This is a genomic window from Micromonospora sp. NPDC047812, from assembly GCF_040704175.1.
Taxonomy (GTDB): domain Bacteria; phylum Actinomycetota; class Actinomycetes; order Mycobacteriales; family Micromonosporaceae; genus Micromonospora.
The window spans coordinates 510,168-532,115 of record NZ_JBEYRY010000005.1; the positions used below are offsets into that span (position 1 = coordinate 510,168).

General features: G+C 75.9%; 7 protein-coding genes (1 of these 7 cut by a window edge). All 7 read right to left on the minus strand.

What is annotated here, in order from left to right:
• Positions 1-9,458, minus strand: partial view of an amino acid adenylation domain-containing protein gene (locus AB0883_RS21855; protein ID WP_366642990.1) — the 5' portion only. The gene continues 4,135 nt to the left of window position 1, outside the view; only the first 9,458 of its 13,593 coding nucleotides appear in the window; its start codon is at positions 9,456-9,458; the stop codon falls past the left edge of the window.
• Positions 9,459-9,587: 129 nt separating this feature from the next.
• Positions 9,588-10,259 carry a hypothetical protein gene (locus AB0883_RS21860; RefSeq protein ID WP_366642991.1) on the minus strand — a complete coding sequence of 224 codons (672 nt, stop codon included), beginning with the start codon at positions 10,257-10,259 and terminating at the stop codon, positions 9,588-9,590.
• Complete coding sequence (locus AB0883_RS21865) at positions 10,256-13,564, minus strand: amino acid adenylation domain-containing protein (RefSeq protein WP_366642992.1); 3,309 nt, start codon at positions 13,562-13,564, stop codon at positions 10,256-10,258. Before AB0883_RS21865 ends, AB0883_RS21860 begins: the two co-directional genes overlap by 4 nt.
• 1 nt (position 13,565) lies before the next feature.
• Positions 13,566-19,043 (minus strand): amino acid adenylation domain-containing protein, encoded by a 5,478-nt coding sequence (locus AB0883_RS21870; protein ID WP_366642993.1) that lies wholly within the window; start codon positions 19,041-19,043, stop codon positions 13,566-13,568.
• A 21-nt stretch (positions 19,044-19,064) separates the two neighbouring features.
• Positions 19,065-19,286, minus strand: coding sequence for an MbtH family protein (locus AB0883_RS21875; RefSeq protein ID WP_334609053.1), 222 nt, complete (start codon positions 19,284-19,286; stop codon positions 19,065-19,067).
• A 70-nt stretch (positions 19,287-19,356) separates the two neighbouring features.
• On the minus strand, positions 19,357-20,655 hold the full coding sequence (locus AB0883_RS21880) for an MFS transporter (RefSeq protein WP_366642994.1): 1,299 nt from the start codon (positions 20,653-20,655) through the stop codon (positions 19,357-19,359).
• 139 nt (positions 20,656-20,794) lie between these two features.
• Complete coding sequence (gene menC, locus AB0883_RS21885) at positions 20,795-21,925, minus strand: o-succinylbenzoate synthase (RefSeq protein ID WP_366642995.1); 1,131 nt, start codon at positions 21,923-21,925, stop codon at positions 20,795-20,797.
• Positions 21,926-21,948 lie beyond the last annotated feature (23 nt).

Genomic DNA, 21,948 nt, shown 5'->3' on the forward strand with positions numbered 1-21,948 from the left:
TCGCGTGGCGCGACGTAGGCGGTGGCGACGTCGGCCTGCTCCGGCGCGCGCAGGGCCCGCCGGTCCAGCTTGCCGTTGGCGGTCAGCGGCAGCCGGTCCAGCACCACCCAGCGGGTCGGCACCAGGTGCTCGGGCAGCCGGCGCCGCACCTGCTCGCGGGCCGCCTCGGCGGTGACGTCGCCGACCAGGTAGCCGACCAGGTGCGGGTCGCCGGGGGTGTCCTCGCGCAGCAGGACGGCTGCCTCGCGGACGCCCGGTACGTGCCGCAGGGCGCTCTCCACCTCGCCCGGCTCGACGCGGAACCCGCGCACCTTGACCTGGTCGTCGGCCCGCCCGACGAACTCGACGGTCCCGTCGGCCCGGCGGCGGGCCAGGTCGCCGCTGCGGTACATCCGCTCGCCGGGCCCGGCGAACGGGTCCGGCAGGAACCGCTCCGCGGTCGCCGCCGGCCGGTTGAGGTAGCCGCGCGCCAGGCCGGCCCCGCCGATGTAGAGCTCGCCGAGCACGCCGGCCGGCACCGGCTCGCACCGCTCGTCGAGCACGTAGAGCCGGGCGTTGGCGATCGGCCGGCCGATCGGCGGCAGCGCCGGCCAGTCGGCCGCCGCCGCGGTGGCCAGCGCGAACTGGCTGACCACGTGGGTCTCGGTCGGGCCGTACTGGTTGTAGAGGTATCGGCCGCCCAGCCCGGCCACCAGGGCACGGACGTCGTCGTTGACCCGCAGCGCCTCGCCGGCGGTGACGATCTCGCAGCCGGGCGCGAGCGGGGGCACGGCTCCGGTGAGACCGGCCAGCTGGTGCAGCACGGCCGCCGGCAGGAACGCCCGCCGTACGCCCTGCTCGGCGAGGACGTGACGCAGCTGACCGAGGTCGCGGACGCGCTCCTCACCGATCAGCACCAGCGTGCCGCCCTGGCAGAGGGTGCTCCAGATCTCCTGCGCGGAGACGTCGAAGCCGATCGACGCGAACTGGAGCACCCGTTCCGGGGCCGGGCTGCCCGGGGCGGCGTAGCGGAGCTGCCAGTCGATCAGGTTGTCCAGGCACCGCCAGGTCTGCGCCACGCCCTTGGGTTGGCCGGTGGAGCCGGAGGTGTGGATGACGTAGGCGAGGTGGTCGGGCCGGGTGCCGGGGTCGGGGTCGGTGGTGGGGCGGTCGGCCCAGCGGTGCGCGTCGGCGTCGAGGTCGACGAGGGGCGCGGCGGTCAGGCCGTCGAGGGTGGCGCGGGTGGCCCCGTGGGTGAGGACGGCGACCGGGGCGCCGTCGGCCAGCAGGTGGGCCAGGCGTTCGGCGGGGTGGGCCGGGTCCAGGGGAAGGTACGCGCCGCCGGCCCTGGCGACGGCCAGCAGCGCGACGATCAGCTCCGGCGACCTGCGCAGGCAGACCGCGACGACGGTGTCGGGTCCGACTCCGTGCTCGCGCAGGTGGTGGGCCAGCCGGTTGGCGCGCGCGTCGAGGTCGCGGTAGGTGAGCGAGGTTCCCTCGAACGTCACGGCCACCGCGTCGGGGGCCGCGGCGACCCGCTGCGCGAAGCGGTCGACGACGCCCCGCTCCACCGGGGACGGCTCGGCCTGGCGCAGCGCCTCCTCCCGTTCCCGCTCGTCGAGCAGGGTCAGCTGGTCGATCGGCTGGTCGGGGTGTGCGACGAGTTGGGTGAGGACGTGGCGCAGGTGGCGGATGTGCCGCTGGGCGGTGGCGGTGTCGAACAGGGCGGTGGCGTACTCCAGGCTGCCGGTGATGCGGCCGTCGTGCTCGGCCAGCGCGAGCGTGAGGTCGAACTTGGCCGTGGTGTGGGGCGGCGGCAGGGCGGTGACCCGCAGGCCCGGGAGGGTCAGCTCGCCGTCGTCGGTGTTCTGCCAGGCGAACATGACCTGGAAGAGGGGGGTGTGGGCGAGGTTGCGGGTGGGGTTGACGGCTTCGACGACCTGTTCGAAGGGGAGGTCCTGGTGGTCGAGGGTGGTGAGGGTGAGGTCGCGGACGCGGTGTAGGAGTTGGGTGGTGGTGGGGTTGTCGGTGAGGTCGACGCGTAGGGCGAGGGTGTTGACGAAGAAGCCGATGAGGTTTTCGACTTCGGCGCGGCGGCGGTTGGCGGTGGGGGTGCCGATGATGAGGTCGTGGTGGCCGGAGAGGCGGGACAGGACGATGGCCCAGGCGGTGAGCAGGGTCATGTAGAGGGTGCCGCCGTGTTGGGTGGTGAGGGTTTTCAGGGCGGTGGTGAGGTGGGTGTCGAGGGTGACGGGTAGGTGGGCGCCGTGGTGGTCCTGTTCGGTGGGGCGGGGTCTGTCGGTGGGTAGTTCGAGCAGGGTGGGTGCGTCGGCGAGGGTTTGTCGCCAGTGGTTTTCCTGGCGTTGCAGGGTGCCGTCGGTGAGCCATCGGCGTTGCCAGGCGGCGTAGTCGGCGTACTGCACGGGCAGGGGCGGCAGGGGGTCGGGTCGGCCGTGGCGGTACGCGGCGTACAACACCCCCAGCTCCCGGGTCAGGACGCCGATGGACCAGCCGTCGGAGACGACGTGGTGCATGGTGACGAGCAGGACGTGCCGGTCCGGGGCGAGGGTGACCAGGCGGCCCCGGATCAGGGGACCGGTCGTCAGGTCGAACGGGGCGGTGAACTCCTCGTCCTGGAGCCGGGCCAGGCGGGCGGCGGCGTCGGGCGCGCCGGTCAGGTCGTGCGTGTGCAGGGTGAAGCCGGCCCCGGGCGGGTCGACGTGCTGGTGCGCGTCGGAGCCGTCGGGGACGAGGCGGCTGCGCAGGGCCTCGTGCCGGTCCACCAGGGAGTCCAGGGCCGCCCGCAGCGCGTCGTGGTCGAGCCAGCCGGCCAACTCCAGGGCCAGGGGCATGTGGTACGCGTGGCCCAGACCGCCGAGGCGTTCCAGGAACCACAGCCGCCGCTGCGCGAAGGAGAGCTCCAGCGCACCGGCCCGGTCGACCGGGCGGATCGGGGGCAGCACGTCGCGCCCGTCCGGCGTCAGCCGGGCGACGAAGGCGGCGAGGACCGGCGCCGCGAAGAGCGCCGCCGGGGAGACCTCCCGCCCCAGCACCTGCCGGATCCTGGACACCAGCCGCATGGCGAGCAGCGAGTGCCCGCCCAGGGCGAAGAAGTCGTCGTGCCGGCCGACACGCTCGATGCCCAGCACCTCGGCCCAGACGCCGGCGACCATGGCCTCCAGCAGACCGACCGGCTCGACGTGCCCGCGCTGACCGAAGGCCGCCCCGTCCGGCGCCGGCAGCGCCGCCCGGTCGAGCTTGCCGTTGGGCGTCAACGGCCACGCGGCCAGCCGGACGTACGCGGCGGGCACCATGTACTCGGGCAGTTCGCCGGCGAGCCGGTCCCGCAGCCGCGCGGCGTCCGGCGCCTCGCCACCCAGCACGTACGCGACGAGCCGCTGGTGGCCGCCGGCGTCCGGGCGCGCCACGACGACCGCCTCCCGGACGCCCTCGGTCGCCGCCAGCCGCGCCTCGATCTCGCCCAGCTCGACGCGGAAGCCCCGGATCTTCACCTGGAAGTCGTCGCGGCCCAGGAACTCCAGTTCCCCGCCCGGCAGCCGGCGACCCAGGTCACCGGTGCGGTAGAGCCGCTCGCCCGGCACGAACGGGTTGGCGCGGAAGCGCTGCGCGGTCAGCTCGGGCCGGTTCAGGTAGCCGCGTGCCACGCCCGCGCCGCCGATGTGGATCTCCCCGACCACCCCGTCCGGGACCGGCTCGCCCCCGGCGTCGAGCAGGTAGACGCGCACGTTCGGCAGCGGCCGGCCGATCGGCAGGCAGGTCGCCCCGGCGAGGCCGTCCGCCGGGAGCAGGTGGCAGGTGCTGTCGACGGCCGCCTCGGTCACGCCGTACGCGTTGACGATCCGCACCCGCGGGCCGCACAGCGCCCGGAGCCGGGCGGCGTTCGCGGCGGTCCAGGCGTCCGAGCCGCAGACCACCGTCTCCAACGCGGCGAGGCTCCCGCCGGTGGACTCCAGATGGTCCAGCAGCGGGTTGAGCACCGCCGGCACGAAGTCGGCGAAGTCCACGTCGTGGTGGCGCAGCAGGGCGTACAGGCCCGCGCTGTCGAGCAGCAGCGGACGCGGGCAGAGCACCAGCCGCCCGCCGAAGCCGAGCGCCCGCACCACGTCGGCGGTGAAGACGTCGAAGGAGAAACTGGCCATCTGCAGGTGCACCAGGCCGGGACGCAGGTCGAGGACGCGTTCCCAGGCGGCGGCGACGGCCACCAGCTGCCGGTGCTCCACCAGCACCCCGTTGGCGGTGCCCGAGGTGCCGGACGTGTAGATGACGTACGCCAGGTGGTGCGCGGCCAACCCGTCGACGACCGGGTCGCTCGACGGCAGCTCCGCCCAGGCCGCCGCGTCGAGGTCCAGGTCGACCACCGGGGTGTCGAGCCCGGCGAGCGCGGCGTGCAGCCGCGCGCGGGCCGGGCCGTGGGTCAGCGCCGCCACCGGCGTGGCGTCGCGCAGCATGGCGGCGAGCCGGTCGACCGGGTAGGCCGGGTCCAGCGGGAGGTAGGCGCCACCCGCCTTGAGGACGGCCAGCAGGCCCACCACGGTGTCCAGCGACCGCTCGAGGCAGATCGCCACCGGCCGGTCCGGCCCGACGCCCCGGGCGCGCAGGTGGTGGGCCAGCCGGTTGGCCCGCGTGTTCAACTCGCCGTAGGTGAGCCGCTCGTCGCCGAGGACGAGGGCCACCGCCTCCGGGTCGCGGGCCGCCTGGGCCTCGACGAGGTGGTGCACGCAGCGCCCCGGCGGGTACGCCACCGTGGCGTCGTTGCCCTCCTCGACGAGCCGGCGGCGCTCGGCGGGGGGCAGCACGTCGAGCCCGTCCACCGGCGCGTCCGGCGTCCGCTCCAGCGCGTCGGCCAGCGTCTCCAGGGCCCGCTCGACCATCGCGCAGACGCGGTCGGGCGCCACCCCGGCCGCGGCGGCGACGGTCAGCACGACGTCGTCGCGCAGGTCGTCGACGTCCAGCGCGAGCGGGTAGTTGCCGTGCTCCTGCGCGGCCAGGTAGGTCAGGTCGTCCGCGTCGGGGTCCGGCGCGGGGGCGTCCGACTCGGCCAGCACCTCGGCGTGCCGGTAGTTCAGCAGGGCGGTGAAGAGCGGCGCCGGCGGCGCCACCCCGCTGCACGACTGGGCCAGCGCCAGCGACGCGTGCTCGTGCCGGATCAGCCCGGTCAGCGCCTCGTGGGTGCGCAGCACGCACTCCGTGACGCCGGCGTCGTCGAGGGTGACCCGCAGGGGGAGCGTGTTGAGGAAGGGCCCGAGGACGCGGTCGTTGCCCGCGCCGCCGTCCATCCGGCCGGAGAGCACGGTGCCGAAGACGACATCCCGGCGGCCGCCGGCCCGGGCCAGCACCTGCCCCCAGGCGACGTGGAAGAGGCTGGTCACCCCGACCCGGAGGGCCTGGGCCCGCTGCCGCAGCCGCAGCGTCAGCTCCGGACCGAGCCACACCCGGGCGTCCCGCATGCTGTGCCCGTCACCGTGGATGTCGCGCAGGCCGAAGGGCACGGTCGGGCTGTCGACGTCGGAGAGCATCCGGCGGAAGAAGCTCTCCTGTTCGGCCCGGTCCGTGCCGCGCCGGATCCGCGCCACGAAGTCACGGAAGGGCAGCGGCGGCGGCAGCCGGTCGCCCTCGCCGGCCAGGTACGCGCGCACCTCGGCCCGCAGCTGCTTGAGCGAGGTGTTGTCGTCGACGATGTGGTGGATCAGCTCCACGGCCAGCCACGCGCCGTCACGCGGGTCCCGCGCGACCAGCAGCCGCAGCAGCGGGGCCCGGTCGAGGGGGAGGCGGGCGTACCGCCGGTCGACGTGCTCGCGGAGCTGCCGGAGCGGGTCGTCGCCGGTCGGGTCGAGCGGGACCTCCTCCACCGGCAGGGGCGCGCGGCGCCACACCACCTGCACCGGCTCGTTGATCCCGTGCCACACCACCCCGGTGCGCAGCACGTCGTGCCGGGCGATCACCGCCTCCAGCGCCGTGCGGTAGCGGTCCAACCGGTGCCGGTCGGCGAAGCGGAGGACGGTGGTGACCAGGTAGGGGTCGCGGTCGGGGGCCATCAGGTGGTGGAAGAGCATCCCCTCCTGCACCGGGGCAAGGGGGTAGACGTCCTGCACGTTCGGCGCCCCGCCGGCCACGGTGGCGACGATCGCGTCGATCTCCGGCTGGCTCAGCTGCACCAGCGGCAGCAGGTCCGGGGTGATCCGGTCGCAGCCGACCGGGATCGGGTCCGGGGTCGCCTCGGCCCGGTCCGCGCCGGCGCCCACCGCGCGGGCCAGGTCGGCCAGGACCGGCGAGGAGAAGAGCGCGCGTACGTCGGCGGGCATGCCCTGGCGGCGCATCCGCTCCAGCACCCGCAGGGCCAGCAGCGAGTGCCCGCCCAGCGCGAAGAAGTTGTCGTGCCGGCCGACCCGCTCGACGCCGAGCACCTCGGCCCAGATGGCGGCGAGGGCGGTCTCGGCCGGACCGACCGGCTCGGTGTAGTGCCGGGTGGCGAAGGCGGACCCGTCGGGTGCGGGCAGCGCCCGGTGGTCGAGCTTGCCGTTGGGCGTGAGCGGCCACTCGGCGACCCGCACGTACGCGGCCGGGACCATGTGCTCCGGCAGGACACCGGCCAGCCGGGTCCGCAGCGCCTCGGCGGTCAGCCGGCGCACCGAGGCGGTGTAGTAGCCGACCAGGCGCGGCTCGCCCGTGGCGTCGGTCGTGACCGTCACCACCGCGTCGCGTACGCCGGGGCAGGCGGCCAGCCGGGCCTCGATCTCGCCCAGCTCGACGCGGTAGCCACGGATCTGCACCTGGGAGTCGTTGCGGCCCAGGTACTCGAGAGCGCCGTCGGGGCGGTGGCGCACGAGGTCACCGGTGGCGTAGAGCCGGTCCCCGGCGACGAACGGGCTGGGCCGGAAGCGTTCCGCGGTCAGCGCGGGCCGGTTGAGGTACCCGCGCGCGACCCCCGCGCCGCCGACGTGCAGCTCACCGACGACCCCGGGCGGCACCGGCTCCCCCCGCCCGTCGAGCACGTAGAGCCGCAGGTCCCCGATGGGCCGCCCGATCGGGCTGACGCCCGGTCGCTCGGTGTCGGCCGGGGTCAACGGCCGGTGGGTCACGTGCACGGTGGTCTCGGTGATGCCGTACATGTTGACCAGCTCGGTGCGCCCGTTGCGCGCGTCCGCGTACCACGGCCGCAGCATCGTCGGGTCCAGCGCCTCGCCCCCGAAGACCACCGTACGCAGCCGGTGCGCCCGCGCGCTGTCGGCCTGCGCGGCGATCAGGCTGCGGAACGCGCTGGGGGTCTGGTTGAGGACGGTGACGCCCTCGTCGCAGAGGAGCCGGTGGAAGTCGGCGGGGGAGCGGCTGACCAGGCGGGGGACGATCACCAGCCGGCCGCCGTGCAGCAGCGCCCCCCAGATCTCCCAGACGGAGAAGTCGAACGCGAAGGAGTGGAAGAGGCTCCACACGTCCGACGGACCGAAGCCGAACCACCCGGCCGTGGCGGAGAAGAGCCGCACCACGTTGGCGTGCTCGACCATGACGCCCTTGGGCCGGCCGGTGGAGCCGGAGGTGTAGATGACGTAGGCGAGGTGGTCGGGCCGGGTGCCGGGGTCGGGGTCGGTGGTGGGGCGGTCGGCCCAGCGGTGCGCGTCGGCGTCGAGGTCGACGAGGGGCGCGGCGGTCAGGCCGTCGAGGGTGGCGCGGGTCGCGGCGTGGGCGAGCACGGCGACCGGGGCGCTGTCGCGGAGCAGCTCGGTGAGGCGCTCCGCCGGATGGGTGGGGTCGAGCGGCACGTACGCGCCGCCGGCCTTGAGGACGGCCAGCAGCGCGACCACCAGCTCGGGTGAGCGGTCCAGGCAGACCGCGACGAGGGTGTCGGGTCCGACTCCGTGCTCGCGCAGGTGGTGGGCCAGCCGGTTGGCGCGCGCGTCGAGGTCGCGGTAGGTGAGCGAGGTTCCCTCGAACGTCACGGCCACCGCGTCGGGGGCCGCGGCGGCCCGCTCCGCGAACAGCGCGGGAATCGTCCGCCCGACCGGGTACGCGGTCGCGTCGTCCCAGGCCGCGAGGAGTTCGCGGCGCTCCGCCGGGTCGAGCAGGGTCAGCTGGTCGATCGGCTGGTCGGGGTGTGCGACGAGTTGGGTGAGGACGTGGCGCAGGTAGCGGATGTGCCGCTCGGCGGTGGCGGTGTCGAACAGGGCGGTGGCGTACTCCAGGCTGCCGGTGATGCGGCCGTCGTGCTCGGCCAGCGAGAGGGTCAGGTCGAACTTGGCGCTGGTCCACGGGCTGGCCAGGGCCGTCACCTCGACACCGGGCAGGTCCAGGTCCACGTCCTCGTTGTTCTGCCAGGCGAACATGACCTGGAAGAGGGGGGTGTGGGCGAGGTTGCGGGTGGGGTTGACGGCTTCGACGACCTGTTCGAAGGGGAGGTCCTGGTGGTCGAGGGTGGTGAGGGTGAGGTCGCGGACGCGGTGTAGGAGTTGGGTGGTGGTGGGGTTGTCGGTGAGGTCGACGCGTAGGGCGAGGGTGTTGACGAAGAAGCCGATGAGGTTTTCGAGTTCGGCGCGGCGGCGGTTGGCGGTGGGGGTGCCGATGATGAGGTCGTGGTGGCCGGAGAGGCGGGACAGGACGATGGCCCAGGCGGTGAGCAGGGTCATGTAGAGGGTGCCGCCGTGTTGGGTGGTGAGGGTTTTCAGGGCGGTGGTGAGGTGGGTGTCGAGGGTGACGGGTAGGTGGGCGCCGTGGTGGTCCTGTTCGGTGGGGCGGGGTCGGTCGGTGGGTAGTTCGAGCAGAGTGGGTGCGTCGGCGAGGGTTTGTCGCCAGTGGTTCTCCTGGCGTTGCAGGGTGCCGTCGGTGAGCCATCGGCGTTGCCAGGCGGCGTAGTCGGCGTACTGCACGGGCAGGGGCGGCAGGGGGTCGGGCCGGCCGTGGTGGTGCGCGGCGTACAACACCCCCAGCTCCCGGGTAAGGATCCCCAGCGACCAGCCGTCGGAGACGATGTGGTGCATCGTCAGCAGGAGCACGTGCCGGTCCGGGGCGAGGACGACGAGACGGCCCCGGAACAGCGGGCCGGCCGCCAGGTCGAACGGGGCGGTGCTCTCCTCCTGCTGGAGCCGGGCCAGGGCGGCGGCGGGATCGGCGTGCCCGGTCAGGTCGTCGAGCCCGAGCGGGAACGCGGCCCCGGGCGGGTCGATGCGTTGGCCCGCCTCGGCGCCGTCGGGCACGATGCGGGTACGCAGGACCTCGTGCCGGTCCACCAGGGCGTCCAGGGCCGCCCGCAGCGCGTCCCGGTCGAGCCGGCCGTCGAGCTGGAGGGCGAGGGGCATGTGGTAGGCGTGTCCGACCCTGCCGAGGCGCTCCAGGAACCACAACCGTCGCTGGGCGAAGGAGAGCGGCAGGAGGCCGGACCGCTCCGGCAGGCGCTCGACCTCGGCGGGTGTCCGTGCCGGCGGGACGCGACCTGGGGCCGAGACACGGGTCGGTTTGTCGTCCGGCAAGTGTGCCCCCTCGATTCCCCGCCGGCCCGCCGCGCCACCTGACTGCGCCACCTGACATCGGCCGAAGTGGATCCACAGTAGACGACTCGACAGGCCGAGACCAGGGACCGACGGGCCGGTCCGGGGACCTCAATCCGACACGCGACTCAGACTTTCGGCCAACGCGTCGGCGAGCCGTCCGTACGCCGCCCGGAGCACGTGCGGCGCACCCGCCGCGCCGGCCCGGTTCGCCGCCGCCAGGGCGTACGCGCGCACCAGGGCGGCCGGGTACGTCCCGGCGTACGCCGCCGCGTCGGCCCGCGACAGGGCGCCCGCCAGCGCGTCGGCGTTGGCGAGGGCGTTGGCGTCGGCGAACGCCTCGGCGTTGGCCCCGGTGCTGAGGTCGGCGTAGTGCGCGGCGAACTCGACCACCTCGTCGGGACCGTAGCCGTTGGCGCGCGCGTAGACCTCGGCGTTGGCGTACGCGACCGCCCGGGCCTCGGCGTACGGGTAGGCGGCCCGGTACAGCTCGCGCAGGGCGGGCCGGAGCGCGCCGCGCCACTCGTCGGCCCCGACCCGGTCGCCGGCCAGCGCCCGCCGGTGCAGGTCGCCCACCAGCCGCCCGGCGTCCCCGCCGGGCGTCGAGGCGAGCACGCGCGCGTGCCAGTCGTGCACGACCGGGAACGGCACCCGGCCGGCGAGCCGGTCGAGTTCGACGTCGACCCGTCGGCGCCAGGCCGGCGGCGCGGCCGGGTCGTGGCCCTCGGCGAGCGCGGCGAGCACCGCCGCCAACCAGGCCGGCGGCTGCGGCGGACCGCTCACCCGTTCCACCTCGACGGCCCGTCCATGCCGGCGAGGAGGTCGTCGACGTCGTCGTCGGTCAACGTGTCGAGGTATCCCGCGCCCTCGGGCCGGGCCGGAGCGCCGGCCCCCGCCGGTGCGGTGCCGGCGGGTGTCGCGTCGGACCCCGCGCGGGTGCCCGCCCCGGCGGCGGTGACCGCGGCGGCCAGCCCGGCCACGGTCGGGTCGTCGAAGAGCGTCCGGACCGGAAGGTCGACCCCGTACGTCGTCCAGACCCGGGCCATCAGCTGGGTGGCCTTCACGGAGTGCCCGCCCAGGACGAAGAAGTTGTCGGCGATGCCGACCGGGCCGGGCAGGCCCAGCAGGTCGGCCACCAACCCCGCCAGCTCCCGCTCCAACGGGGTACGCGGGGCCACCGGCGCCTCGCCGGAGCCGGAACCCCTGCCGGGCGGTGGCAGGGCGCGCAGGTCCAGCTTGCCGCGGGAGGTCCGCGGCACCTCGGGCAGGGCCACGAAGACCGCCGGCACCATGTGCGCGGGCAGGAACCGGCGCGCGTGCTCGGCAAGCCCCGCCGGCGGATCGGTCGCGGGCGGGTCGGTGACCACGTACCCGACCAGCCGTACGCCGTCGTGCTCCACGTCGGACGCGGTCGTCACGACCGCGTCGCGGACCTGCGGGTGGCCGCGCAGCACCGCCTCGACCTCGGCCGTCTCGACCCGGAACCCCCGCACCTTCACCTGCCGGTCGGCCCGCCCCAGCGGCTCGATCCGCCCGCTCGGCAGCCAGCGGCCCAGGTCTCCGCTGCGGTAGAGCCGGCCGCCGGGGGTGAACGGATCCGGCACGAACCGCTCGGCGGTCCAGCCGGGCGCGCCGGCGTAGCCCCGGCCGACCCCCGCGCCGCCGATGCAGACCTCGCCGACGACGCCCGGCGGCACCGGCCGCAGCCAGCGGTCCAGCACGTACACCCGGCTGCCGGTGAGGGCCGGGCCCAGGTCCGGCGGCGCCGACCCCGGCTCGACCTCGGCCCCGGTGGAGTAGACGGTCGTCTCGGTCGGGCCGTAGAGGTTCCACAGGCGCGTGCCGGGCTCGGCCAGGGCGTCGGCGAGGGCCCGGGGCAGCGCCTCCCCGCCGCTGAGGCGCAGCCGCACCCCCGCCGGCACCCCGCCGGCCGCGACCAGCATCCGCCAGGTCGTCGGCGTCGCCTGGAGCATCGTGACCCCGGCCGTGGTGAGCAGCCGGCGCAGCCGGTTGCCGTCGATCACGTCGTCGTCGCCGGCGACCACCACCGGCGCCCCGCACAGCAGCGGCAGGAGCAGGTCGAGCAGGGCGATGTCGAACGCGAACGGGCTCACCGAGAGGACCCGGTCGGCCGGCCCCAGCGGGACCATCTCGCGGAACGCGTGCAGCAGGTGCGCCACCGCGCCCTGGGTGACGGTGACCGCCTTCGGCCGGCCGGTCGACCCCGAGGTGAACAGCACGTACGCCGCCGCCGTCGCCGGCACCGCGCACGGTGGCGCCACCGCAAGCTCCGCCCCCGCGCCGGTCGGCTCCGGTCCGGCCAGGTCGAGCAGGGTCACCGACGCGGCCAGCTCGGCCAGCAGCGGCGCGGGGACGGCGCCGCTGTCCGTGACGACCACCCGCACCCCGGCGTCGGCGAGCATCCCGCGCAGCCGCCCCGGCGGATGGGTCGGATCGAGCGGCAGGTACGCCGCCCCGACCCACCAGACGCCCAGCAGCGCCGGGAGCGGACGCGCTCCCCGGGGCAGGACGATGCCCACGGTCTCCTGGACCCGTACGCCGAGCCCGCGCAGCCCCGTGGCGATCCGGCCCGCGAGCCCGCGCAGCGCGGCGCCGGTCAGCGTCGCGTCGTCGCCGGCGATGACCACCCGGTCGCCGGCGTCGATCCCGGTCACGAGCGCCGCCGCGGTGCTGCCCGGCGGCGGGACCGACCCGGACCGGGCGGCCGGCCACACCCGGGTGACGAGGTCCGCCGTTGCGGGGGAGAGGACGTCCACGTCGCAGACGCGGGTCTGCGGGGCGGTCGCCAGCGCGGTCAGGATCGCGCCCAGGGCGTCGGCGAACCGGCCCGCGCTGTCCGGGGTGAAGAGGTCGGTGAGGTACCGCAGGCGCACCGTCAGCTCGTCGGGGCCGGCGACGGCGGCCAGCTCCAGCTCGAACTTGCCGGTGCCGGTGGGCACCAGCTCCGGCCGCCAGCGCAGCGCCCCCCGGTCCAGCGGCGCCAGGGCCTCCTCGACCGTGCACATCACCTGCACCAGCGGCGCCCGCGACGGCTGCCGCTGCGGCCGGCACAGCTCGACCACCCGCGCGAACGGCAGGTCCTGGTGGGCCTGGGCGCGCGCGGTGGCGGCGTGCAGCCGGTCGAGCAGTTCGGCGAGCGTCGGCTCGCCGTGCAGCGCCGCCCGGATCGCGACGGTGTTGGCGAACAGGCCCAGCATCGGCTCGGTCTCGATCCGGGTGCGCCCGGCCACGGGCACGCCGACGAGCACCTCGTCCGCGCCGCTGAGCCGGGACAGCAGGGCCGCGTACGCGGTCAGCAGCACGGTGAAGAGGGTGCTGCCCCGCTCCCCGGCCAGGCGGCGCAGCGCCCCGGCCAGCTCCCCGTCGACCGGCACCGCCACCTCGCCGGCGGCCGGCGACAGCCGGTCGGGGTACGGGTGGTCGACCGGGAGCGGCACCTCCGGCGGGGCACCGGCCAGCTCCGCCGGCCAGAAGCGTTCGGCCTCGGCGTGACCGCCCGCGTCGTCGTGCTCCCGCTCCCAGAGGGCGAAGTCCGCGTACTGCAGGGGCGGCTCGACCGAGACGGGCGGCCGGCCGGCGCGCAGCGCCTCGTAGTCGGCGGAGATCTCGTCGAAGAGCAGCCGGAACGACCAGCCGTCGACGATCGCGTGGTGCGCGACCAGCGCCAGGACGTGCCGCTGCGGGGCGAGCCGCAGCAGCGTGACCCGGGTCAGCGGGCCACGCTCCAGCGGCAGCGGGGTGCGGGCGTGCTCCCGCAGCGCGACCCGGGCCGCCGCCTCCCGGTCCGCCTCGGGCAGCTCGTCGAGCGCCACGACCTCGATGGCGCCCGCGCGGGCGGTGTCGTCGATCACCTGGATCGGCCGCCCGCCGTTGGCCCGGAAGGTGGTGCGCAGGATCTCGTGCCGCTCGACCGCCGCCGCCCAGGCCCCGTCGAGCGCGGCCGTGTCCAGCGGGCCGTCCAGCCACACCGCCCACCCGACGTGGTAGGTCGGCTGGCCCGGGTCGAACTGGTCGAGCAGCCACATCCGCCGTTGCGCGGCCGACGCCGGGAACTCGAACACGGCCATCTCAGCGCACCTGCCCGTCGACCGCGACGATCCGCAGCTCGGCGGTGTACCGGCCGTCGGGGCCGGTCAGCCAGAGCTGGTCCGGCGCGGGCAGCATCTCCACCACTGCCACCGTGGCGTCGTCGCCGGCGTGCCGGCGGGCCCGGCGGACCGACCGGGACACCAGGTCGACCGAGGCGAGGCTGGTCAGGTCGGCGTGGACCGGTTTGCGCTCGCCCGCGCAGCGCAGGAACACGTGCCGCGGCAGGCCGTGGGCGCCGGCCCAGGCCCGCGCCTGCCGGAACCGCAGCGCCTCGTCGCGGGTGTCGGCGAAGGCCAGGTCGGCGGCGGCGAACGTCCACGCCTCGCGGCTGACCACGAGGGAGTCGATGGTGACCCTGGGCTGGTGCGCCGCCGGGGGCAGGACACGGAAGAGCTGGGACAGCCCGGCGCCGACCACGTCGCCGAGGACGTGCATCAGGTCCACGTCGAACCGCCCGTCGCGCGACCGTACCCGCAGCCCGCCGGGCGTGTCGACCAGGTCGCACTCGCCGACGCGCAGGCTGCGGCGCGGGTCGTGCCCGAACGAGTCGTGCGCGAACACCAACCGGATGTCGTCGGGTCCGGCCAGCGCGTTGCTCTGCCTGGTCGGCACGCCGCCCTCCTGGCCGGTCTCGGCGGGATAGACCGCCCCGGTGCCCACGTCCCGGGCCAGCGCGGCGCGCAGCGCGTCCACCTCCGGGTGGTAGGCGACCCAGGTGGCGTACCGCAGGGTGTTGACGCCCGGGTGCAGTTCACCCAGGACCCACTCGTCGCCGGCCCGCATCAGGTCGGGGCTGTGCTGCCGCGCGGTCGGCCAGCCGGGCCGTCCCGGCGGGAAGGCGGCGGCCACCGCCGGGGCCAGCTCCGCCGCCGTGAGCCGGATCCGTCGCCCGTCCGCCGGCAGCGCCAGCACGTCGGCCCAGCGCCGGTGCAGCGCGGCGGTCAGCAGGGCGGTCAGCCGTTGCGGCGGGTGGAACAGCGCCTCGCCGGCCAGCAGCCAGAAGTCGGCGAGCGGGACCACGTCGGTGCCCAGCTCGGCGGCCCGGCGCCGGTAGATGTCGGCGCAGAGGCGCCGGTAGAGCGTCGCGCCGGCGGCGGTGAACCAGCGCGCGCTCTCCAGCACCAGGCCGAGCGCGTCGCGGATCCCGTCCAGGCCGGCCTCGCCGACGCCGACCGTGCCGGCACGCAGGCACTCCTCGTAGACGGGGGTGCGGCCGGCGTACATCGTGCCGGCGCGCCGGGTGGCCGGGACGCCGGCCAGCCGGGTGAAGGTGGCCTCCAGCTCGGCCATCGTGCCGGTCAGCCGCTCCGGGTCGCCGGCTGCCGAGGCGAGCGCGTCCCGGGCGGCGCAGAGCTCGTCCAGGGCGGCGAGCGCGGGCCCGCGCGCGGCCTCGTCGGTGACCCGGGCCAGCCGGGCCCGCATGGTCCGCTCCGGCCGGGTGTCGTGCGGCGCCACCTCCGGCTGCCACGCGATCCGGTGGGCCCCGGCCAACGTCTCCAGCACCTCGTGCACCTCCCGCGTCGACCGCAGTCCCGAACCCGGCTCGGCCAGCACGGCCCCGGCGACCTCGTTGGCGTCGCGGACCCCGTCGCAGGCGCGCAGCACCGCCGCCTCGGCGTCGGTCAGCGCCACCGGCGGGGCGAGCGGCACCCGCAGCGTCGTCCCGGTCAGCTCCAGGAAGGGCATGAGCCGGGGTACGAGCCACGGGCGCAGCCGTTCCGCGTACGGGGCCAGCACCGCGGCGACCGCCCACCCCTCCAGGTAGACCGTCCGCCCGGCGAGCAGCGCCGGCGGGTCGGCGGCGTCGACCCGCACGCCCGCGCCCGGCTCGATCCGCGCCCAGCCGACCGGCCCGAAGAAGCCGATCGTGTCGTTCTTCGCGCAGTAGCGCTGGAGGTAGCTGGTGACCAGCGCCTCGTGCTGGCGGTGCTTGGTGTTGCGGGTCGGGCCGCCGGGGCCCCGGCGCAGCAGCGCGTCGACGCCGGTGCGCAGCGCGTGCGGGTTCTGCCAGGCCACCGCCTCGCGGAAGCGGGGGTGGGCCGCCACCGCGTGCAGCGCGACCGTGAGCCGGTCGACCGCCCCCGGGTACGCGGCCGCGTACGCCGCCTCGGCGCCGGCGATGCCGGCCGGGTCGCCGTCGGCCCGGGCCGCCACCACCCGGTCCGCGGCGGCGGCGAGCTCCGCGTCGCCGAGCGGGGCCAGCAGGTCGACCGGGAGGCCCGCGCCCCGCAGGCAGACGGTCCGCCACAGGGCCCATCCGTCGGTCAGCCGGGCCAGGTGCGCGGGCAGGTCCCGGTCGCTGCGGTGCGGCACCCGGTCGCGACGGCGCAGCGCCGGTCCCGTCCCCACCCGGCCGCCCGGTGCCGATCCGGTCGCCGCGTCGATCGCCGCCGCCGTCGCCGCCAGGGTCGGTGCCCGGTAGAAGGGGCCCACGCCCAGTTCCACGCCGAACGCCTCGCGGATCCGGAACATCAGCCGGGTGACCGTCAGCGAGTTGCCTCCGAGGGCGAAGAAGCCGGTCTCCCGCCCGATGCTCGCGGGCGGGGGCCCGCCGGGCAGCAGCCGGGACCAGAGCCCGGCCAGCCGGTGTTCGGTCGGCGTGGCGGGCCCGGCGACGTCCGGATCCGTCCCGGCGAGGTCGGGCGCCGGCAGCGCCGCGCGGTCGACCTTCCCGTACGCGGTCAGCGGCAACCGGTCGAGGACGGCGAACGCGGCCGGCACCAGGTGGGCCGGCAGTTGGGCGGCGACGTGCTCACGCAGGCTCGCCGCGCTCGGGACCGCCGCGCCGGAGGGCGTGACGTAGCCGACCAGGTGCCGCTCCGGCCCGTCGCCCCGTACGCCCACCGCCGCGGCGGCGACCTGCGGGTGCGTCCTGAGCACCGCCTCCACCTCGCCGGGCTCGACCCGGAATCCCCGGATCTTCACCTGGTCGTCGCGGCGGCCGAGGAACTCCAGCACCCCGTCCGCGCGCCAGCGGACGACGTCACCGGTGCGGTAGAGGCGCTCGCCGGGCACCAGCGGATCCGGCACGAACGCCCGGGCGGTCGCCGCCGGGTCGCCGAGGTAGCCGCGGGCCAGCCCGTCGCCACCGGTGTACAGCTCGCCCGCGACCCCGACCGGCACCGGCCGGCCGCTCGCGTCGAGCACGTGGACGGTGCTCTGCGGCACGGGACGGCCGATCGGCACCCGGTCACCCACCGGCCCGGCGCCGCTCATCAGGTGGCAACTGGTCAGCGTCGTGTTCTCCGTCGGCCCGTACGCGTTGACCAGCGGCAGCCCGCCGCGCGCGGCGAGCACGGCGCGGACCGCGCCCGGGTCGGCCACGTCGCCGCCGGTGAGCAGTTGCCGCACGCCCGCCAGCGCCGTGACGTCCTCCTCGGCGACCTGCCGGAAGAGCCCGGCGGTGAGGAAGGCGACGGTGACCCTGCCGCTACGCATCAACGCGGTCAGCCGGGTGAGGTCCACCGGGTCCGGTGGCGCGACCACCGCCGTGGCGCCGGTCAGCAGGGCGCCCCAGACCTCCCAGGTGGACGCGTCGAACGCGGTCGGGGCGAACTGGAGCACCCGCTCGCCGGGGCCGAGGGTGGCGAAGTCGGGGCCGGTCACCAGCCGCACCACGCCCCGGTGGGTGATCCCGACCCGCTTGGGCGCCCCGGTCGAGCCGGAGGTGTGCAGGACGGCGGCGAGCTGCGACGGGTGGATCCGCCCCGGCGGCGGGCCGGCCGGCGCCGCTTCCCCGGCGGACGCGTCGACGTCCAGCACCCGGACCGGGCCCAGGTCGGGCAGGCCGGCGGCGGTCGCGGAGGTGGTCAGCAGCAGGCGGGTGCCGCTGGCGGCGAGGAGGCCCGCGATCCGGGCGGGTGGGGCGGCCGGGTCCACGGGTAGGTAGGCCCCGCCGGCCTTGAGCACGCCCAGCAGGGCCCGGATCAGCGGTTCGCCCCGGGGGAGCAGCACGGCGACCGGGGTCTCCCCGGCGACCCCGTGCCGGCGCAGCGTCCAGGCCAGCCGGTCGGCCGCCCGGTCCAGCTGCGCGTACGAGACGGTGCGGTCGTCGAGGACGAGCGCGGTGGCGGCCGGGTCGTCGGCCACGCGGGTCGCGAAGACCTCGGGGACGGAGGCGTCGCGGGGGTAGGGCCGCCGGGTGGTGTTCCAGGCGGCGCGCAGGGGCGCCTCCCCGGCGGCGCCGAGGTCCAGGTCGGCCAGGCGGGCGTCCGGTCGCCGCGCCAACTCGCGCACGGTGTCGTGCAACTGTGCGAGGATCCGCCGCGCCGAGGCGTCCAGCAGCCTGGTGCCGTCCCACGTCACGCCGAGGCGCAGCTCCGGTTCGTCGAAGGCGTGCACCGTCAGCGGATAGCCGGGCATCCGGTGCACGTGGGCCGAGCGCCGGGCCCGCTCCGGCCCGCCCTCGGCCAGGGCGGTGGCCAGCCGCTGCCGTTCGAACACCACCAGGCTGTCCAGCAGCGGCGTGTCGGGTGCCAGGCCGGCCTGGTCGAGGATGGTGTGCAGCGGCGTGAGCTGGTGCTCGCGGATCCGGCGGATCCGGTCCGCCACGTCGGCCAGGAACCGCGGGACGGTCCATCGTGGATCGAGGCGGATCCGCAGCGGCACCGTGTTGAGCAGCAGCCCGAGGATCTTGTCGGCGTCCGGGACGCTGCCGTACCGGCAGGATCTCGTGACCGCGAAGGTGATGTCGTCGACCCCGCCGTAGCCGCCGCGCAGCAGCGCCCAGGCCGCGTGGACCACGGCGCCGGCGCCGACGCCCGCCGCTGCGGCGGCGGCGCGGAGCCGGTCGGACTCCGGCCGGGTGAGGGCGACCTCGTGCGAGGCGGGCACGCCGCGCGCGCCGGGGTCCGCGTCGAGGCGGCCCGGCAGCGCCCGGGGCATCGGGGCGTCGCCGAGGTACCCCTTCCAGAACGCGTCGCCGCTGCTCGGGTCGCGCGTGCCCCACCAGTACACGAAGTCCGCGAACGGCGGCCGGCGCGGCGGGTCCGGCGCCCCGCCGGCCCGGCGCGCGGCGTAGTCGGCGAGGACCTCGTCGAGCAGCATCCGGGTGGAGCGGCCGTCGAGGATCGCGTGGTGGAAGGTGACGACGACGTGGTGGTCGCTCAGCGCGGTGACCCGCAGCAGGGGCGCCCGACCGACGTCGAAGGGCTCGTGCCGGTCGGTGGGGAGGAAGTCGTCGAGCGTCGTCTCCCGCCACCGCAGGTCCGGCGCCACGGTGGACCGGACGACCTGCGCGACGCCGTGGTCACCGTCGACCTCGAAGGCCGTACGCAGCACCGCGTGCCGCCGGGTCGCGGCCTGCCAGGCGGTGGTGAACGCGTCCCGGTCCGGCGGACCGTCCCACCTGATCGTGACCTGCTGGACGTCCACCCCTCCGGCGGGCTGCCGGAGGGTCTGCAGCACCATCCCGCGTTGCACGGCGAGGGCCGGATACCGCTGGCAACTGTCGTTCATGCGCCCTCGTCCGGTGCGGCGTCAGCCGGTGGCGGCGTGCTCGTCCATCCAACGCCGCAACGACAGCGGCCGCATGTCCGTCCACACCTCGTCGATCCGGGCCAGGCACTCGCCGCGTGTCCCGGTGGTGCCCTCACGCCGCCAGCCGGCGGGCAGTTCACGGTCGTCCCACCAGATCGAGAACTGTTCCTCGTCGTTCACGACCACGGCGTACGTCCGGGTGTCGTCGTCGTCAGCGCTCATCGGACCCCCTTCGCCGGGAAGGATTTCAGCCACGTCGATTCCGTGTCAAGGATCGGTCGATCTTCCGACGTCACGCGGAGGTGGGCCGTACGGCCGCCTCGGAGTCCGGTGTGGACGACGGCGGCGGCGCGTCGGTGCCGGCGTCGATCCGCGACGTCCGGGCGACCCAGCCGACGGCCGGGCCGGCGGCCAGCGCGCAGCCCACGAAGATCGCCGCGACGACCCACCAGCCCCAGCCGCCGGTCTGGATCGCGAGGAGGGTCAGGCCCACCGGCGCGAAGACGTCCGCCGCCGAGCTGATGGTCTGTGCCGTGCCGAGGTACACCCCGCGCGACGCGGCGGGCGGCACGTTGGTCTGGACGAACCAGAGCGCCGCCGAGAACCACAATTCTGTGGTGGTCACCAGCACCACGACGCTGAGGAGCGCGACGACCGTCCATCCGCCGCCGGTCCGGCCCGCGAGCGCGGCCACCGGGCAGGCGAGCGCGGTGACGAGGGCGCCCCGGCGGATCAGGCGGGCCGCGCCGGGAAGCGAGTCCGCGCCGCGCGACGCCGGCACCTGCAACGTGATCACCAGCACCGTGTTGAGGGCCAGCATCGCGCCGAGCAGCGGCTTGGGGGCGTCGGTGTGGGTGATCGCCCAGAGCGGCAGGATCTCGACCAGGATCACCGCGTGGAACATCATGACGGCGAGCAGCACGGCGGTCGTGACGTAGGGCAGGTCCTTCAGCACCGCCCACCGCGACGTGGTGGTCCTCCGGTCGTGCCGCACCACGGGCGCGGCCGGGAGCCGGGTCACGAGGCCGGCGTTGAGCAACGACAACGCCGAGTTGAGCAGCACCATGGCGACGAGCGCGGCGGGGGAGTCGAACGCCAGCGCGACGGCGCCGAGCCCGGTGCCGAGGGTGAACCCGGCGTTGAGGTACGAGCGCGCGTACGCCATCGTCCGGACCCGGTCCCCGGCGGGCATGGCGTCGGCGGTGTAGATGGTGCGCCCGGCGTTGGCGAACGAGTCGGTCACGGCGGCCACCACCATCAGCACCACGAAGCCCACGAAGGACGTCACGAGCGGATAGGCGGCGAAGGTCAGCGCCGAGCCGAGCGCGCCGACGGCCCAGGACCGCTGACCGCCGATCCGGTCGGCCAGCGCGCCCAGCGGCAGCGAGGTGGCGACCCCGGCGAGCCCCGCGATCGAGAAGCCGACCCCGATCTGCACGGCGCTGAGCCCGAGCACCTCGGTGAAGAACACGATGCTGCCGGTGAGGAAGGTGCCGCTGCCGACGGCGACCATGGCGGACTGGTACGCGATCGCCCGGGGCAGCCCGGGCGGCGGCAGGAGCCGGGACACGGCGAATCGGTGACCGTCCATGGTGCCGGTCAGGCTACCCGGGCGGTCGCCTCCGGCGGCAACGCCGACCCGACGCGCGGACCCGGGTCCGGTGTCGCGGGGCAGGCGCGCACCGCCGGCCGGGCGTGCCGGCCCGCCGGCGTCAGCCGCGCCGGGCCCGTCACGCCGCGCCGTCCGCGCGCAGCACGAGCCGGTCGGTGGTCCTCTCCCCGATGTACGCCAGGTCGGCGTCCCACCCGAGGCCGGACCCGGCGGGCACCTCGACGAGCCCGTCGGCGCTCACGATCGGGCGGGTGGTGACGTCGCGGGCGTAGTACTTGTCGGAGCCGGAGACGTCCGAGGGGAGCGTGAAGCCGGCGAGCGCGCTCAGCGCGACGTTGGCGGCCCGTCCGATCCCGAACTCGTGCATGCCGCCGCACCACACCGGGACGCCGTGCTCGCGCGCGAGGTCGTGCGCCCGTACGGCGTGGGTCAGCCCACCCATCCGCGAGACCTTGACGTTGAGCACGCGTACGGCGCCCAGGCGCAGCGCGGTGACGAGGTCGTCCAACTCCTCGACGGACTCGTCGAGACAGACGGGGGTGTCGATGCGTTCCTGGAGGGCGGCGTGCGCGACGAGCGCCCGTGGCGCGAACGGCTGCTCGATCATCAGCAGGCCCAGGCCGTCGAGTTCCGCCAGGACGGCCCGGTGTTCCGGGGTGTCCTCGTAGGCGCCGTTGGCGTCGACGTGCAGCGGCACGCGCGGATGTGCCGCGCGCACGGCCCGCACCGGGTCGAGGTCCCAGCCGGGCGCGATCTTGAGCTTGATCCTGCGGTAGCCCTCGTCGACCCGCAGCCGCACCTGCGCGAGGAGGTCGTCGACGGTGGGTTCGATCCCCAGCGACACCCCCGCCTCGACGCTGCCGCGCGTGCCGCCCAGCGCGTGCGCGAGGGAGGTGCCTTCGGCGGCCGACCACAACGCCCAGGCGGCGATGTCGAAACCGGCGCGGGCGAAGTGGTTGCCCCGGACCCGGCCGAGCGTCGTGGCCAGGTCCGCCGGGTGCTCCCAGCCGGTACGCAGGACCATCGGCGCGAGGTGGTCACGCGCGACCGCCCAGCAGCTCTCGACGGTCTCGGCGCAGTAGAACGGGCCGCTCGGCGACGCGATCTCGCCCCAGCCCACGGCGCCGTCGGTGTCGGTGAGCGCGACCAGGATGTGCTCCAGCTCGCGCTTGGCGTGGGAGCTGGTCTGGAACCGGTGCACGAGCGGCAGCCGGACCCGGCGCAGCTCCACCGCCTCGATCCGCCTCACGCCGTCACCCCGCCGCGCCCGGC

Coding starts and splice junctions, on each gene's coding strand:
- AB0883_RS21865 (WP_366642992.1), bottom strand. CDS start 13,564: ATGGCCGTGTTCGAGTTCCCGGCGTCGGCCGCGCAACGGCGGATGTGG.
- AB0883_RS21870 (WP_366642993.1), bottom strand. CDS start 19,043: ATGAACGACAGTTGCCAGCGGTATCCGGCCCTCGCCGTGCAACGCGGG.
- AB0883_RS21875 (WP_334609053.1), bottom strand. CDS start 19,286: ATGAGCGCTGACGACGACGACACCCGGACGTACGCCGTGGTCGTGAAC.
- AB0883_RS21880 (WP_366642994.1), bottom strand. CDS start 20,655: ATGGACGGTCACCGATTCGCCGTGTCCCGGCTCCTGCCGCCGCCCGGG.